Origin of the sequence: Glutamicibacter sp. AOP5-A2-18, from assembly GCF_052446055.1 — a bacterium.
In the GTDB taxonomy this organism is placed as follows: domain Bacteria; phylum Actinomycetota; class Actinomycetes; order Actinomycetales; family Micrococcaceae; genus Glutamicibacter.
The window spans coordinates 1,753,687-1,770,307 of sequence record NZ_JBQSVW010000001.1 but is presented as its reverse complement, the minus strand read 5'-3'; the positions used below and the strand labels follow the sequence as shown (position 1 = coordinate 1,770,307).

The window sequence follows — 16,621 nt, the reverse complement described above, 5'->3', positions numbered from 1 at the left end:
CTTTGCAGCAGAAGCCCTCAAACTGGCCTGGCGAATCGGCGCTAGAAATCATCCCTGAAATATTCAGTGAGTTTCACGAATCAACCTGGCCGCCAAAATCAGTGGAAGCGCCACAGGGAACTAGCCCTGTAGGGGATTGGTCTATTTCTCGGCAGCTTACCGGGGGTATGTTGCCGACTCAGGTGCGAGGCGCTTCTGGGCACAGTATCGCTTCTGGTCAGGTGAGTATTCCTCAGCTACCTGCCCACATGTCGCCTTGGGGGTTTGGTCAATACCGCCTCGGGCCGGGTGGCCGGTGCACCGTGTATGCGTCGCAATTTGGCGGTTACACAACAGTTCCTGATCGTCGTATTGCGTTGGGTGAGTTCACGGTCGCGCCGATTAGTGGAGCTTCGACTGAAGCGAAAGTTTCTTTAGATCTTGATGAATATTCCCTGCGGCTGCGCAAACCATTCACCCTGAAGTGGACGTACTCGGAAACGGACCGGCTTGACGCTGCTTGGGTTGTGCATCAGGTAGCAAGAGCCGGTGGATATTACGCGGTTCCTGAGCCTATTTCGACAACACTGCTCAGCTTCCCGCTCATGGGTTCCAGTGTCCCCGACCGTTCTGCAACTAACCCAAACACAAACGTGACTGGGGAATTGGCATGGGCTGACCACGACGGGCAGATTGGACTCGCATCAGGTGCAACAGTATTGGCTAATGCTTCGGATGACCCTGACGCATGGTACGTAACGCTAGACCATAACGGGCTAGGGAGTGTTGTCCTCAAAGTTCCTGGATGCGACAACATTACCTTTACGGTGGCAGCAGCATCGGTCACTGCAACACGCGACAGTGTGGAGACTTTACAGGTTCCCATACTAGGTGCACCGTCTGCTAGTTCAGGTTGGCGACGTATCCAGTTCCAAGTGAACCTCAAGGGCTTCTCCATGAGGGCACGTGCTGAGGGAACGAGCTACGGGGCATACAGCAGTAAAACATGGACCCCAGTACGCGTATCCCCACCACGAGGCCAGGTTCGTGGAGTGGGAGACGCGGTGGCCCGTGGCGTGCAGTTCAGTACCACGACCGCCACAGAGATTTTCGGGCGCGGGAACAAAGCGAAAATCAATTCCACAGGGTCGATACTCACCGGACTGTTAGACGTACCAGTTGCACCAGGATGGGATCTACTCCAAGAGATCGCTTCGTCAACCGGTGGCGCCGTATGGATGGATGAGACTGGCACACTAATTTTCCGGTCACGTGATCTACTGCGCGGAACTGGTAACTATGGTGAAACCATCGAAGCGCTGGAACAGGTCGAAACTCTTGGATGGATCATAGACCCAGCCGACCAAGCGGACCGAGTGGAGCTAACCTACAAGCCGACCATTGTCACAAAATCAGCTGATGAAACAACAATCTGGGAATCAGACAGTCCACTACTTATCAGGGTGGGCACGCCCAAAGTCTTATTCGTAGACATCGACGGAACCACAGACCGACTCTCACGGTGGGTTCCTCTATGGGATACCCGGTATCCCGAGGGTAGCTTATCGCGCTGGGCTGCATCATTTGCCCTCGATGGCTCAGGTTCACGACCCGCCGATGACTCAGTGAGTATCAAGACCAGCATGGTCAGCAGCTCGCGCATCAAGATCACTATCACCAACAAGAACACTTCGGCGATCTGGATGGTTGACGGAAACGGCAACCCTGCAATCACCCTGCGCACCAGCCTGTTAGTAACAGCCGGAGATCCCGTAACAATATCCAAAGGTGTCTCAGCCAACCAAGCGGTCAGCCCTTTAGAGCTATCAACCGGCGCGTGGATTCAAGACGCTGACGCAGCTCAAACGGTATTGCACTGGGCGGCTTCACAAACAGAAGTAGCTCAACCTGTGCTGCAAGGAATGCGCGTCGTGCCTAACCTCGCACGGCAGCTAGGTGATCTGGTCCGGATTATCGACCCGATCACTAACTTGCGATCTAAGGCGCTCATAACCGGCATCACTTTGAATGGCGACCACTCTCAGTACAGCCAAGAGCTTGATCTCACATTGGTGGCAGTGACGTTCGATGACTGGGATCAGTTCATGCAGCCCAACAGTTTGGACAGCTTTACGGCACTTGACGCTTTCTTGCAAGCACAACAAATCCGCTCATTCAACGACTTAGACGAATGGGGCCAAGACTTCGGAGGAACACTTTGAGCACACCAAAACAGATCGTCGCACCAGTAAGCCCCGAAGCATCCGACAACCCGTGGTCAGGAATCGGCGGAATCAGGCGCTGGTGGTCGGGCATTAACGACTGGATCAAAGCGCTCTCCCCAGCAGGATCAACAGTGTTCGACACAGGATGGGTCGACGTTCCGGTAACTCTGGCTGGCATGAGCGGAACTATGGCCTACACGAGATACGGCAAGATCGTCATCGTCCAAATCGACTTAGGCGGCTCTCTGGCATCAGGAAGCCTCGAAATCGTTGGCAGCCTACCGGTTGGTATAGGGCCAACCCAAGGCCGAGCAACCGGTGCAGCCTACTTCGACGGCGGATATGTAGGCGTAGTCCGAATCACAGCAGGCGGAATCGTCGCAATCGCACAACAAAGCGGGGCGGCACGAAACAACCCCGTCGCCACAGTCGTATTCCGACTCAACTAAAGAAGGAGTCCAGCATTGGGCCGTCAAATTAATTTCAACTTCCGCCGTGGTGGGGGATCAGCCGTGGAAGTCCTCTACGGTAAAATCACCATCGAAGCGACTCGCCCATACAAACTAGGTGCTTCCTGGGTTATGCCTTTTGAGCGCACCATCCCGCTGGTCAATGGTATAGCGGTGGCCACCGATGCGTCGATCACACCTCCCGGCCCAATTCCTGAATGGGCGCACCGGGTAACCGTTTTCGATTCAAACACAGAAAAGACTTGGACTTGGGTCGTAGGAGTTCCAGACGGAACTACCGCTATCAACTTCAATAGCCTGCCAGTCTACGAGTGGACCCCACCAGTTGAGGGCGACCTCAACAGCATCGCATCAGATGCACGGAACGCAGCAGAAGATTCCGAAGCTTCACGGATCGCTGCTGAAGCAGCAGCAGCGCTAATCGGTGCACCAGCCGGTAATGTCATTTCTGCTGCGATCACTGCTAACGGACCGGCGAGAGATAGCGTATACGGCGTTATTCAAAAAACCACGAACCCGGCACTTGGAGCCATGTTCGCAGGGTATGCACGCGCCCAAATCGGTCCTGTCTCGCACGTCTACTGCGGTTCATCCTCCACCGAAGGATCTGATCAGCGACCAGCAGATAGGTGGGTAAATAAACTCCATACCGGCATGCAGGCGCAGTACGCTTCGGGTCCTGGCGGAGAAACGCCTGTGGGTGATCACACCACTCAAATCTACGACCTGCCCGGTCTGCATGGTTACAACTTCGGCCAGTCTGGAACTACCGTCGAAGATTACATGCCAGCATCGAAAATTACGCGCATCGGACAGATTCAGCCGAGCCTCATCACCCACATGGTCGGCTCTAATGACGCAAACCTGAGCTTCACGGAGGAACGATACCGAAACGGTCTAGTCGCTGTCCTCGACCAGATTGATGCAGTAGTTACCGTGCCGCACGTTCATGTTCTCATTCACGCCCACCAACGGCAGAACAAGGACATTACGAGCTACTGGGACGCATACCGAAAAGTACTTCGCGAGCTCGCCGAAACACGCTCCAACGTGGCATTCGTAGATGTTTCCTACGACTTTAAAGCCATAGGAATCCCCGGAACTGACCCGCTCGACTACCTGAAGCCAGACGAAGTGCACCTCACCCCGCCCGGCCATGACATGCAAGCGCGACTTATCGGACGTGCACTAGAAGCCCCCGTGGAAGCGCCCAAGTACAAGGTAGTCGTGAAAGATGACTTCCTGCGTGCCAATGGCCCACTGGGTGTAGCCGACACGGGGCAACCGTGGCGTGCAGTATCGGGAGAATTTGAAGTCATGGGCAACTCAGTAGGCATCGTTTCACCTGGAACTTGCCTTATTGAATCGGTAGCGCACGACTTTGACGCAACCCTCGATATTTACCATCCAGGCAATATTTCTACTCTCTCCGGTTTAGTGTTCTGGGCTAAAGACAACGACAACCGTATGGGCGTATTCATCGACGCGGGATCAACCCAACGAATCGGCGTTTACACGACCATCGCAGGAGCTACGGGACTACGCCTCGAAATTCCCAAGAGTATCAGCGCAGGATGGCACACGATTCGTGTTGTGGCACGTTCCGGAGCGTTGACCATATTCTTGGACGGACAGTACATCACACAGTACACGCCTTCGGCACAGTACTACGACCCGCTGCGTGGAAACACAAAAGTCGGCTTCCGATGTGGATCAATGGTCCCCGAAATGCGCTGGGCGAAATTCTCCGTCCAGACCCGATAGAAACAACGGGAAGCAATGGCGAGAAATATCAACATAAACCTGCGCGACGGCAGCGGAGGAACAGCCGACAACCTCATGGGCTCGGTAAGTATCGAACCAACCCAACCATTCAACGCAGGGCCGTCCACCGTCTTGCCCTCTCCGCAGCAGGTGGAACTGAACGCCGGAGTAGCAACACTCGTTGCTGTGGAGCCGACGCCCGAGGGGGATACGATCCCTTGGGCCTACCGTGTGACCATGCATAGTCTTAGCGGTGTCCAGCACTCGATTATTGTCGGTGTGCCGAACTTGACGACACCAGTCAACCTGACTGACCTGCCTATCTATGCAGTTACGCGAACCTACGAAGGTGAGGCGCACGTGCTACTAAACAAGGAAACAGGGCCGCGAGACGTTCGTTCCCTATGGGGTGGAACTGGCGGAAAAGTAACGCTAACTCGATCAGGCAATTGGGTCGAACTATCCGTATGGGGCGTGCCATATGTGAGCGCGAACCAATATCAGATGCAAGTCCCAGCAGGGTTCCGCCCACCAGACATTCGGCTATTCAACGAAGCAGTCTATGGTGATGGGAACCCTGCCGGAGAGCGCGTAAATGTCAGGTCAGACGGGAACCTTCAAATTCTCGGAGTGACAACGGGCGCGCAGATCTACTTCACCATTCACTGGTACACGAAAGAGAACATGCCTTCAACGTTGCCAGGAAACGCAGTGTAGGCGCGCCCTATTTACGAAAGAGGCAATCTTATGTCTAAACCGCATTGGACGGTGAGCCTCTGGAATCGTATCCAGGAACCTCGCCTTGTGTCCGTTGTTCAAACACTCATTTACGTTCTCTGTTTCACTGGCGGGCTGGTGACAATATTGGATCCACCACGCAGTATCGAGGGCGCATTCGGCAACGGCATCACACTAGCGTGGGGTCTGTTCGCGCTGGTCGGTGGTGCGATGGGTGCATACTCAGCACCGACCGGGAAATGGTTGATTGAGAAACCAGCGATCATCGCCTGCGCTACGGCAATCACACTATACGCAAGCATCCTCATTTCATTGCATATCACTGAGTCAGGCAACCGGATTCCACAGCTTGTTTTCGTGCTCATCGGCTTACTGCACTTTGTGAATAGGTACTGGCGGATCAAACCGTATTCGTATGAGCCTGGCAAGTAGGAGGCCATTATGGATGGCCCTCAAATTTGGGCGACGCTCGCCATCATGGTGGGCAGTGGCGGTTTCCTCACTGTCGGGATTCAAGAGTTCGCTAAGTGGCGGTCAGGCCGTGCTGAATCGGAACGTAAAGAGAACTTGTCTCTTGCTGAACGTGTAGCTACTGCTGAAGCGTGGCGCGAGTGGGAGGCTACTTATCGCCGGCTAACCGCTGAGCATTGTTCACACGTGCGCCGGATAGCGATCGAACACGGTGCGACGATCGAGCAAATCGGCGCATGGCCTACACCCCCAGAAAAACCACAAACCAACAAAGACTAGCAAACGCTAGTCCATTTTTTATGCCCTGCATCTCACAGCGGGGCCTTTTTTATGCCCGAAAGGACTTGGCAATGAGTTTCTACCTTGCCCCTTCGCTCGTGGATCTCCGCAGCGAAACTAATACCCGATGGCCTGATCGTGACAAAGCGTCAGATGGCTGGGTGGGCGATACCTCTCACCAGGCACGCGTCTCCGATCACAACCCGGACTATGCAGACGGTGGCATCGTCCGTGCCATCGACGTTGACAAGGACGGCATCAGCGTCACTGACTTCCTGAACGCCGTCATCTACGACAACCGCACCAGTTACTGCATCTACAACTACCGCATCTGGGGTGGCACCAGGTGGCGCAAGTACGAAGGCGCCAACGCCCACACCAAGCATGTTCATGTGTCGATCAAACACACCTCCGCTGCGGCCAAGTCCGGCTCGTGGGGACTTGTGAAGGGTGAGGTGAAGCCAGTCGGCAAGCCTGAAACCGCGAAGGTGAAGAAGGTCAAAGACCAGTCGCCATCGAACACTCCGAACGGCTCCACCACTTTCCCGACCGACTATGCCGAGCTCAAGATCAACGGCAACTACAAGTCGTGGGAGCAGGGTGCTATCCAGATTCTCATGCACCAGCTCGGCTATAAGTCGAACAAGCAGTGGGACGGCAAGATCCGGAAACTCGGCTACACCGACTTGCAGAACTGGTTGCGCGACGTACGCGACCCGAACGGAAAGCCGTACTACATCAAGACCCCTGTCGCGAAGTGGGGCGTACCCAAGGGCACTCCGCTGAAGGTGGACGGCAAGCCGGGCCAGTGGTTCTGGTACGAATTCCAGCGCTACCTCAAAGACCGCAAGTTCTACAAGGGCATCCTCGACGGCGAGCCGAAGAAGATGACCTACGAAGCCATCCAGCGCTGGCTCAACGACAACAACGACGACTAGGAGTCTAACCATGGCATCACGCACTATCGGACCAGTCACCGGCGCAACAACCGCAGCGGCAGCCGTAACCACCATCGTGTTCTACATCCTCGGACTGCTCGGCATTGACGCACCCGGTGAAGTACAAGGCGCGGTAACCACGTTGCTAGTCATCATTGCCGGCTACCTTGTACCAACTGGCAAAGACCCCGGCGACCACGTAGCCGAATAAACCCCCTGCGCGGTGGCAGGGCAAGACCACCGCACCGCTGGACTCCCGGAGACGGCCGTACTCCGGGAGCCTGGCCAAAACGTAAACCGCCCCACTCATTACGAGTGGGGCGGTTTACTTTATTTAACCATTCGATCAGTCTAGGTTCAGATCCAACTCGAACTGTTCCGGATTGGTCGGGTGTAGTTTGTTGAAGCTTGCGTGGAACTGCTTTTTTGAATCGGCAAGCTTCATTAGAGTCACGGTCTCTTTGATCTGATCTTCAAGATGCGACAGTCCCTGTTCTTCAGTCAGATGTTGATGGTGCCGTCTCGTTCTGTTGCCCGACGAGTTCTTGGGGTTCACCTCGCGCAACCCTTCGAGGACTCCATCGGGCAATGCATCGTACACATATTGGTTGATGAACTTACCTACGTAGCCAGGGTGATTGTGATTCCCCGGCCTGAAGTCCCAGCTGTGTAGTTTATAGAGCTCTTCAAAGAAAACTTCAGGGAATTTCCTGACCCATTTCCTATATTCCTCGTTCACATAGGCTTCGAGGATCTTAGCCAGTTCATCTTTAGCACGCTTCGACTGGTACCCAGTCGCTTCATCAACGAGTGCGACAATTCCGACGCGGGCCAAACCACGCACAAGAATCTCTGCGTGTTTCGCGGTAGCCTGCTGCTGCGTAGTGAGCACTCCAGCTTCTCGGGCGGCTAGATAAACGTCGCATATTAGTGGAAGGATCTCTGCCCCGTAACCGAGACGAGTAAGATTCGACCCTTCTTGACGGTATTCGAGACGGTCGAACAGGTTGATGAGGTCCTCTGTGAAGAATGGAACCAGGTTACCTGCTTCGGCAAAAGGTGGACGGTTGTCATTTCTTGTTCGCCGGCCACTTGAGGATGATCGGCCTAGCGATTCTAGAATTGAACCCTGAGATATGACGCGCCGGCCGTCTTCCAGCACAACGCATTCCAAGGACAATCCGGCGATGTCTATGGATCCGACAAATTCCGCCTTATGAACTAGTTTCCCCCACCTCGCGTCGGCCGCCTTTTGCGCGATAAGGCTTCTCTGGGTTGCCGTGGTTTTGGCAGCTCTAGCTTTTCCGCCCTTAGAACCGTTCGTTGTGGCTGAATCTTTGTCGAACTCATGCTTAGCTGAAATCTTGATTCCCTCTATCTCGATCTAGACGAGCCTGCGCGCTGTGAGTACGTGCAGGTCAAGCACTATTTAGTGAGCGAAAGCGGTTTTCTACGAGTGAAGTTGCGCGCTCATGCTTACCCAGCTAAGCATAAGCGCACTACGTAGTTACGTCAATCGAATATCCACCACTAAAATTGTCGTATGCCTCAGTTTGCTGATAATCGTTTCGAGCGCATGCGTACATACATGACTGGCGAGTACCCGTACGTTCAAGTGTTCGACACTGAGCTGGGGAAGATCCACGCTAGGTTGCGTGGATGGGTGCAAGGCGAACTGTTCATTGAATACCCACCAAACGGGGCCCGCTGGGTCTACAACGGGCGCTTAGACGTGAAGTGGGTACCCACCACCTCGGCAACTCGAATCAAGCGAGCCGACAGCATCTGGCGCAGCACCGAAGACAATCACACCTGGCACGAACGCGAAGACGCCAAGATCAGTTTCCGGGCAGACCCGTGGACAGCAGCCCTTCCAGAAACCGACTAGAATTCGCCATGTGGAAGTAAAAGTAAATTACCTGCAAGACGGGAAAATCATGGCCACGTCAGCCGTCGGCGATGACTACGAGGCAGCCCGAGACCAAGCCTCCGAGTTGGTGCCCGATGGAGCAGTTCGCCTCAGCATAATGGTGGATCGGGAATGGTAGGGGAGTTGTGGCGGTTCTGTGGCGGTTGGCTCCCGGTAGGCGGCTGATTCAGGCTTGAAATGACTGTACTGAGGCAATTCTGGGCACCAACGAAATTCACGGTTTTGCCCCGGAATTCCGCATAAGCGCAGGCCAAAACATCTATCCCTCTTAATACGCATCAGACTACGCACGCTAAATCCGTGCGCTAGTTCCAAGCCCGCAACCGATTTCGGTTGCGGGCTTGTCGCTTAACTACCTGTTGGAGCTCAGACTTCGATAAGGTGGACTGGCACCAAAAACCAAAGCAGAAGAGGAAGCACATGTCGGGTTCGGATATTGCAGGGCTTATCGCCGCCGGCGCGTTTGTAGTACTGGTCGTACTGCTGGCAGTGCCGATCATTAAATTGGGCAAGGTGTTTGATGAGCTTCGCACCACGATCAAGGACGTGGCAGACGGAACCACCCCATTGCTAGGGGAGGTCGCCAACACGGTCGCCACCACCAATGACCAGCTCAAAAAGGTCGACACGATCACCAATAACGTTTCTGATACCAGTGCCAATGTTTCCGCGCTGTCCTCGCTAGTTGCTGCCACCGTAGGCAAGCCGCTGATCAAGGTCGCCGCGTTCACCGAAGGCGTGAAGGTTGCAATGAACACCAAGCCAAGTGGCAAGGCACGTCGCAGCCGCTAAGTCAGAGCCTGTTCGATCGAACACGTATCGACGCATGATCAGACCGTCGGCCAGCTGATGGCCGCCAAGGAGACTAGAATGAAAAAGCTCTTGTGGGTTTCTATTGGTGTGGGCGTAGGAATGCTCGCCACCAAGAAATACGCTGAAGTAAAGTCCGGGGCAGCGCTTAATCGCCAGGTCAGCAAATACACTGACCGCGTCGCGGAATATTTGGAAGCCTTCCATCAAGGAATGAGCTCCCGCGAAGAAGAATTACGTTCCGCCTTGGGCGTGGACGCCGCTAAGTGAAGGGATCATCCGTAACACGATGAAAACGCAGGAAATTGCCCGTCGGTGGGTCGACTTTTTCGTCTCGAAGGGCCACACCGCGGTGCCCAGCGCCTCGCTGGTATCAGCCGACCCTTCACTCTTGTTCACTGTGGCCGGTATGGTTCCTTTCATTCCGTACCTCACCGCCCGCGAAGAGGCTCCGTACAACCGTGCGACTTCGGTGCAGAAGTGCATCCGTACCGGCGACATCGAAGAAGTAGGTAAGACCGTACGTCACGGCACCTTCTTCCAGATGTGCGGTAACTTCTCCTTCGGTGACTACTTCAAGAGTGAAGCCATTCACTACGCCTGGGAACTGCTGACCAACTCGCTCGAGGATGGTGGCTACGGTCTGGACAAGGAACGCCTTTGGGTCACCGTCTATGAAGACGGCGATGAGAAGGACGTTGAAGCACGACGGATCTGGGAAGAAGAGATCGGCATCCCGACCGAGCGCGTTGTAGGCACCGGTAAGGAAGATAACTACTGGAACACCGGCCAGCCCGGTCCCGGCGGTCCTTGCTCGGAGATCTACTACGATCGCGGTGCACAGTACGGTCAAGAAGGCGGCCCAGCTGTCGACGAGACCCGCTACATCGAAATCTGGAACCTCGTGTTCATGCAGTACCGCCTTTCGGCCGTACGCTCCAAGACCGATTTTGATGTTGCCGGCGAACTGCCAAAGCGCAATATCGACACCGGTCTAGGCCTTGAGCGCCTTGCGATGATCTTGCAGGGTGTGGAGAACATGTACGAGACCGATCAGGTCCGTCCGGTGCTCGACAAGGCTGCAGAACTCGCTGGCGCCACCTACACCTCCACCGAGGATCCAACTGACCCTAACCACGCCACCGACGTGCGCCTGCGCATGATCGCCGATCACATCCGCTCCTCGCTGATGCTGATCTCCGACCAGGTCACTCCGGGCAATGAAGGCCGCGGCTACGTGCTGCGCCGCCTGATTCGTCGTGCCGTGCGTGCCATGCGCCTGATGGGCGTGGATACCGAAGTACTCCCAGAGCTACTTCCAGTCTCGCGCGATGCCATGAAGGGTGTTTACCCAGAGGTAGCCAACGACTTCGAGCGTATTGCGCGCATTGCTTACGCTGAAGAGCGCGCATTCCGTCGCACCATCGCTTCGGGCACCACCCGTCTTGATGAAGCGCTGGGTCACGCTAAGGACGAGGGCAAGAACCTTTCAGGTGACGACGCTTTCACCCTGCACGACACCTTCGGTTTCCCGATCGACCTCACCCTAGAGATCGCAGCAGAAGCTGGTCTGTCCGTTGACGAGCCGCGCTTCCGCGAACTGATGAACGAACAGCGCACCCGCGCGCAGAAGGATGCTAAGGCCAAGAAGGCCGGCCACGCTGACCTTTCTGTCTACAGCCAGCTGGCTGAGGCCGGCAATGTGCACTTCACCGGTTATGACACCCTTCAGGGTGAGTCGTCGATCCGTGGCATTATCCGCGACGGCCAGGTTGTTCCTTACGCTGAGCAGGGTCAGGAAATTGACCTGGTGCTCAACGAGACCCCGTTCTACGCTGAGTCCGGCGGACAGGCTGGCGACAGCGGTCTGATCACCGGTGATGGCTTTGTTCTCGAGGTCACCGATGTGCAGGCTCCGGTTAAGGGTCTGAACGTACACAAGGTGATCGTGCGTGAGGGCGAGCTTCCAGCCGAGGCTTTGGTCCGCACCGAAGTTGACGCGGTACGCCGTCGCTCCGGCGAGCAGGCACACTCCGCCACTCACTTGGTGCACGCTGCACTGCGCGAGCTGCTTGGCCCAACGGCCACCCAGGCTGGTTCCTTCAACAAGGCAGGCTACCTGCGCTTCGACTTCTCGTGGGCAGAGGCGCTTTCGCCAGCAGCTCGCAGCGAAGTTGAAGAGGTTGTGAACCTCGCAATTGCTTCGAACTACCAGGTTGTCACCAACGAAATGGCTCTGGCAGAGGCGAAGAAGCTGGGCGCTATGAGCCTGTTCGGCGAAAAGTACTCCAACGACGTTCGCGTGGTTGAAATGAACGGTGCTTGGTCGCGCGAACTGTGTGGTGGTACCCACGTGGATAACACCGCCCGCATTGGTCAGCTGACCTTGCTCTCCGAAGCTTCGGTGGGCTCGGGCAACCGCCGTGTTGAGGCGCTGGTCGGTATGGAAGCATTCCGTCACGGCGCAGCTGAGCGTGCTTTGGTTTCTGAGCTTTCGGGCTTGTTCCGTGTGCCTTCTAACCAGGTCTCCGAGCGTGTTAACGACACCGTTGCCAAGCTCAAGGCGGCTGAAAAGCAGATCGCTGAACTCAAGAGCCAGGCAATGCTTGCACAGTCCGCATCGCTGTTGGAGAAGGTCGTCACCATCGGTTCGACCCGTCTGCTGGCACACAACGCCGGCCAGATCGATTCGGCTGATGCGCTACGCACCATGGCTTTGGATCTGCGCGGCAAGCTAGGCAGTGAAGCGGCGGTGATCGTCTTGATCGGCGAATCCAACGGCCGTCCACTGGTGCTAGCAGTGACCAACGATGACGCACGTGCCAATGGATTTAAGGCTGGGGCTTTGGTCCGTACCGCGACCGGTGTACTCGGCGGCGGTGGCGGCGGCAAGGACGATATGGCTCAGGGCGGCGGCCAGGATGCTTCGAAGATTGACGAAGCACTGGATGCTATCCGGGCGGCCTTAGCTAATGGCTAATGTTGCACTCGGCGTCGACGTGGGCCTAGCCCGCGTCGGCGTTGCCGCGTCTGACCCATCGGGCATTCTGGCGACCCCTGTGATGACCCTTCGACGCGATGTGAAGAAAAATTCGGACCGTCGAATGCTTTTGCGCATCATCACCGATCGAAATGCCACCGAGGTGTTCATCGGGGAGCCAAAATCGCTGGCCGGAAACACCACAGAATCCACCAAAATGGCTCGTGACTACGCTATTGCTTTGGCAGAAGAAGCTTCAGAGGCTAATATCGAGCTGTCGGTTTTTCTGGTTGACGAACGCTTGAGCACGGTTAATGCGCACCGCGCGTTGCATGCTTCGGGACGTAAGATGGAGGATCATCGCAAGGTTGTCGACCAAGTTGCAGCCACTGAAATCCTGCAGCAGGTGCTGGAAATGCGCCGGAACAACGTCCGCGTGCGGGCCAGCCGGATCGTACTGAAGTAAACCTAGCGATCCTAGGTTTAGTACGAACCGCCCCGAGAAACGAGAGTCAATGCGAGAAGAAGCCCGTCATGAGCGCCAACGCGATACACATCGCGCGCTATACGAAAGCTTCTCGGCGGGCCAACGTCCGCCGATCGCAGAACCTTCGGCTCCGGAACTAACCGGCCTGAATCACTACAGCGGTGGCGCTGCACAGCAAACCGCCGCTGCCTCGGCAAGCACGAGCGCACCAGAAAGCCAGGACGGGGAGAATACCAACACCCGGTTCCTCCCCGCCTTGGCACCTGCGCAGGGCACCCAAACCACGGGAGAGCAAGCATCAGAAACGATGTTTGCCAGCTCTTTGACCGGCGAAATCCCTTCCGTGTCTAAGCGCGAACGACGCAAAAAAACCCGGCGCAAGCGCAACGTCGTCATGCTGGCCACCGTCATTATTTTTGCCCTGATCGTCGCAGGGTCCCTGTTCTTCGTTAAGGCTCTGGTTAAGCAATTTAACCCCGACGACTATCCGGGCCCAGGCGGATCCGCCGTGGAATTCACCGTTCAAGATGGCTGGGGCGTGGGAGTGATCTCGCGCAAGCTTGAAGAGATGGACGTGATTTCCAACGACAAGCTGCTCATTAAAGCAATTGAGGATTCCGAATCCACAAACAAGTTCATTCACCCCGGCACCTACTTGCTTAAGTCGCAGATGCCGGCAGCGGACGCGGCCAAGGTTTTGGTTAATAACAAGCCGGGCAAGGTCTTCTACATTGGGCTGAAAGCTAACCTCCGCCTTGACGCAGCACTGAGCGAGATCTCCAAGAGCTCAGGGCTGAAACTAGCGGACTTGAAAAAGCTGGCCAATCAGCCAGAAAAGTTCGGGCTTCCCTCATCTGTGCCCAACCTTGAAGGTTGGCTGCACCCAGGGGAGTACCGCTTTGAGCTGGGCACCAACGCCAAAACCGTTCTCGCCAAGATGGTTAAGGGCACCAAAACAACGTTGAAAAACGCTGGAATCACCGATCTGAAACAGGGTTACCGGACCTTAACCGTTGCCTCCATCCTCCAAGCCGAGGCGCGCGAGAAGGACTACGCCACCGTAGCCGGAGCGATCGAAAATCGTTTGGACCCAGGCAATAAGGAAACCCACGGCTTATTGCAGGTGGACTCGGCGGTCATCTACGGTCTCAAGCGCTACAGCCTGCAGTTCAGTCCGTCGGAGAAAAAGGACAAGGCCAACAAGTACAACACCTATGTACATACCGGCCTAACTCCGACGCCGATCGGCTCTCCCGCAGATGCTGCGATCAAGGCGGCAGCTAATCCGGAAGATAACGGTTACTACTACTGGGTGACGGTCAATATCAGTACCGGCGAAACCAAATTTGCCTCCACCTATGCAGAACACCAGCAGAACCAGGCACAGTTCCGAACCTGGTGCTCAGAAAATCCCGGCGTCTGCTAGACACCACCCGCAGTAACTCCACAGCAGAAAGTGCAGGAAAAGATGAAGCAGGCTGCGGTTCTGGGCCACCCGGTGAGCCACTCGAAGTCACCAGTATTGCATCAGCGTGCCTACCAGCTACTCGGGGCCGATCTGAGCTACGAGGCGATCGATCTGGAGCCTGGCCAAAGCGCTGCGCACATAGCTCGACTGCGTACTGAAGATTGGGCCGGCTGCTCGGTGACCATGCCGCTCAAAGACGTGTTCCTGCCCTACATGGACGAAGTTTCCACCCGAGTCCAACGCCTCAGTGCGCTGAACACCATTGTGGTGCGTGACGACGGAACACTGTTTGGGGAAAATACCGATGTTGACGGGCTTATCCGCGCGGTTCAGGATTTTTCCCAGGCTCCTTGCGGCCAAGCCATGATCCTCGGATCGGGCAATACCGCGTTGGCAGCCTTGCAGGCCTGCGCTGAGCTGGGCGTACAGCAAGTCTTTTTGGTGGTTCGCTCTCTTCGCAGCGCCTCCCGGGCCCTGGACCTAGCTAATGAGCTGTCGCTCAACCCGGTCTTCCACGAAATCTCAGGCATCACCGAAGAAGTTGGAGCTCAGCTCCGAGAACTGCCGCTGGTCTTTAGTACCCTGCCGCCACGCGCGGCCGATACTTGGGTCTCAACCCTTGGTCCGGGAACCGGCATCCTGCTAGACGTCGCCTACGATCCGTGGCCCTCGCAGTTGGCGAAAAACTGGGCTGGACCGGTGATTTCCGGGTTGCACATGTTGGTGCATCAAGCAGTGGAACAAGTCCGCCTCTTTGCGCACGAGGCATGGGATGAGCAGCGTCGTGTTGACGTCACAAATGCGATGTTTGACTCTCTGGGCCTGACTCGACACCAGTAAATACGTCATGTCATGGCAAAATAGAGGACATGTTGCGTTGGTTGACCGCGGGCGAATCGCATGGCCCGGCACTTGTTGGAATTCTCGAAGGACTACCTGCCGGAGTATCGGTAGATAGCGAAGTAGTACGCGAAGCGTTGGCGCGTCGCCGTCTAGGCTATGGCCGCGGTGCGCGTATGAAGTTTGAAAAGGACCAGGTTACTTTCCTTGGCGGAGTCCGCCACGGTAAGAGCCAGGGTGGCCCGGTGGCCATCGAAATCGGGAACACCGAATGGCCTAAGTGGGAACGCGTGATGAACGCTGACCCCGTTGATCTGGACGAGCTGGCATCCATGGCGCGCAACGCGCCACTGACTCGCCCCCGTCCAGGCCACGCCGACTTCACCGGCATGCAGAAGTACGGTTTTGAGGACGCTCGTCCGATTCTAGAACGTGCTAGCGCCCGTGAAACCGCGGCCCGTGTGGCCCTGGGCGCGGTTGCCTCACGATTCTTGAACGATCTTGGCATCGAACTGGTCTCGCACACCACCGCTGTTGGTGCTGTGTCGTCCCCAGAAGGTGCTCCGTTGCCTACCGCCGCCGATGTTGCCGCACTGGACGCCGATCCATTGCGTTGCTTTGACGCCGCGACCAGCGAAGCTATGGTTGCCGAAGTTGACGACGCGCACAAGGCAGGGGAGACCCTGGGTGGTGTGGTTGAGGTTTTGGCCTACAACCTGCCTCCGGGTATCGGCTCCTACGTACATTGGGATCGCCGACTAGATTCCCGTTTGGCCGCAGCCCTGATGGGCATCCAGGCCATCAAGGGTGTTGAAGTGGGCGACGGCTTTGCTACCGCAGCCCGACGTGGCAGCGCTGCCCATGACGAAATTGTTTACGCCGAAGATGGCAGCATCAAGCGCAACTCCAACCGCGCAGGCGGCATCGAAGGTGGCATGAGCATCGGTGAAGTACTGCGTGTACGCGCTGGTATGAAACCAATTGCGACCGTTCCACGTGCGTTGCGCACCATCGATACGGCCACCGGCGAAGAGACCACCGCCCACCACCAGCGTTCGGATGTCTGCGCGGTTCCAGCCGCCGGTGTTGTTGCCGAAGCTATGGTCGCGCTGGTTCTTGCACAGAGCCTGCTGGAGAAATTTGGCGGCGACTCGGTGACCGAAACCAAGCGCAATATCGACTCCTACCTAGCTAACATCCCGGATAATCTGGGATCGACCGGCGTCTAGGAAGCATTCGGTA

The 16,621-nt window shown here is 56.3% G+C and carries 18 protein-coding genes; 17 read left to right on the top strand and 1 reads right to left on the bottom strand.

Translation table 11 applies throughout. The features are described from left to right. Positions 1–2 precede the first annotated feature (2 nt). From ACT3RW_RS08335 to ACT3RW_RS08300, 8 genes are all read left to right on the top strand, one after another. Entirely contained in the window at positions 3–2,201 is a 2,199-nt protein-coding gene (locus ACT3RW_RS08335; RefSeq protein WP_444613432.1) for a hypothetical protein, read from the top strand. Beyond that, entirely contained in the window at positions 2,198–2,653 is a 456-nt protein-coding gene (locus ACT3RW_RS08330) for a hypothetical protein (RefSeq protein ID WP_444613431.1), read from the top strand. The genes ACT3RW_RS08335 and ACT3RW_RS08330 overlap by 4 nt, the downstream gene beginning before the upstream one ends. 15 nt (positions 2,654–2,668) lie before the next feature. Next, positions 2,669–4,438, top strand: a complete 1,770-nt coding sequence (locus ACT3RW_RS08325) for an SGNH/GDSL hydrolase family protein (RefSeq protein WP_444613430.1) — start codon at positions 2,669–2,671, stop codon at positions 4,436–4,438. Positions 4,439–4,453: 15 nt separating this feature from the next. Continuing rightward, positions 4,454–5,155, top strand: a complete 702-nt coding sequence (locus tag ACT3RW_RS08320; RefSeq protein WP_444613429.1) for a hypothetical protein — start codon at positions 4,454–4,456, stop codon at positions 5,153–5,155. A gap of 30 nt (positions 5,156–5,185) precedes the next feature. Next, on the top strand, positions 5,186–5,608 hold the full coding sequence (locus ACT3RW_RS08315) for a hypothetical protein (protein WP_444613428.1): 423 nt from the start codon (positions 5,186–5,188) through the stop codon (positions 5,606–5,608). 9 nt (positions 5,609–5,617) lie between these two features. Then, positions 5,618–5,926, top strand: a complete 309-nt coding sequence (locus ACT3RW_RS08310) for a hypothetical protein (protein ID WP_444613427.1) — start codon at positions 5,618–5,620, stop codon at positions 5,924–5,926. A 71-nt stretch (positions 5,927–5,997) separates the two neighbouring features. Further along, positions 5,998–6,864: a hypothetical protein gene (locus ACT3RW_RS08305; protein WP_444613426.1), complete on the top strand. Its 867-nt coding sequence runs from the start codon at positions 5,998–6,000 to the stop codon at positions 6,862–6,864. A gap of 10 nt (positions 6,865–6,874) precedes the next feature. After that, positions 6,875–7,075 carry a hypothetical protein gene (locus ACT3RW_RS08300; RefSeq protein WP_444613425.1) on the top strand — a complete coding sequence of 67 codons (201 nt, stop codon included), beginning with the start codon at positions 6,875–6,877 and terminating at the stop codon, positions 7,073–7,075. A gap of 135 nt (positions 7,076–7,210) precedes the next feature. Here ACT3RW_RS08300 and ACT3RW_RS08295 read toward each other — a convergent pair whose 3' ends face one another. Then, entirely contained in the window at positions 7,211–7,756 is a 546-nt protein-coding gene (locus ACT3RW_RS08295; protein WP_444613424.1) for a P63C domain-containing protein, read from the bottom strand. A gap of 651 nt (positions 7,757–8,407) precedes the next feature. Between ACT3RW_RS08295 and ACT3RW_RS08290 the strand changes: the two genes are divergently transcribed. The 9 genes from ACT3RW_RS08290 (at position 8,408) to aroC (ending at position 16,608) form a co-directional block, all read left to right on the top strand. Further along, positions 8,408–8,752: a hypothetical protein gene (locus ACT3RW_RS08290; RefSeq protein ID WP_444613423.1), complete on the top strand. Its 345-nt coding sequence runs from the start codon at positions 8,408–8,410 to the stop codon at positions 8,750–8,752. 10 nt (positions 8,753–8,762) lie between these two features. After that, positions 8,763–8,912, top strand: a complete 150-nt coding sequence (locus tag ACT3RW_RS08285; RefSeq protein WP_444613422.1) for a hypothetical protein — start codon at positions 8,763–8,765, stop codon at positions 8,910–8,912. 302 nt (positions 8,913–9,214) lie between these two features. Next, positions 9,215–9,586: a DUF948 domain-containing protein gene (locus ACT3RW_RS08280; protein WP_444613421.1), complete on the top strand. Its 372-nt coding sequence runs from the start codon at positions 9,215–9,217 to the stop codon at positions 9,584–9,586. Between the two features lie 78 nt (positions 9,587–9,664). Beyond that, positions 9,665–9,874: a hypothetical protein gene (locus ACT3RW_RS08275; RefSeq protein ID WP_131088269.1), complete on the top strand. Its 210-nt coding sequence runs from the start codon at positions 9,665–9,667 to the stop codon at positions 9,872–9,874. A gap of 19 nt (positions 9,875–9,893) precedes the next feature. Further along, positions 9,894–12,584 (top strand): alanine--tRNA ligase, encoded by a 2,691-nt coding sequence (gene alaS / locus ACT3RW_RS08270; RefSeq protein ID WP_444613420.1) that lies wholly within the window; start codon positions 9,894–9,896, stop codon positions 12,582–12,584. Beyond that, positions 12,577–13,050 (top strand): Holliday junction resolvase RuvX, encoded by a 474-nt coding sequence (ruvX, locus tag ACT3RW_RS08265; protein WP_444613419.1) that lies wholly within the window; start codon positions 12,577–12,579, stop codon positions 13,048–13,050. Before alaS ends, ruvX begins: the two co-directional genes overlap by 8 nt. Before the next feature lie 49 nt (positions 13,051–13,099). Next, positions 13,100–14,497 carry an endolytic transglycosylase MltG gene (gene mltG, locus ACT3RW_RS08260; RefSeq protein ID WP_444613418.1) on the top strand — a complete coding sequence of 466 codons (1,398 nt, stop codon included), beginning with the start codon at positions 13,100–13,102 and terminating at the stop codon, positions 14,495–14,497. A gap of 42 nt (positions 14,498–14,539) precedes the next feature. Then, positions 14,540–15,379 carry a shikimate dehydrogenase family protein gene (locus ACT3RW_RS08255; protein ID WP_444613417.1) on the top strand — a complete coding sequence of 280 codons (840 nt, stop codon included), beginning with the start codon at positions 14,540–14,542 and terminating at the stop codon, positions 15,377–15,379. A gap of 29 nt (positions 15,380–15,408) precedes the next feature. Continuing rightward, positions 15,409–16,608 (top strand): chorismate synthase, encoded by a 1,200-nt coding sequence (gene aroC / locus ACT3RW_RS08250; RefSeq protein ID WP_131088264.1) that lies wholly within the window; start codon positions 15,409–15,411, stop codon positions 16,606–16,608. Positions 16,609–16,621 lie beyond the last annotated feature (13 nt).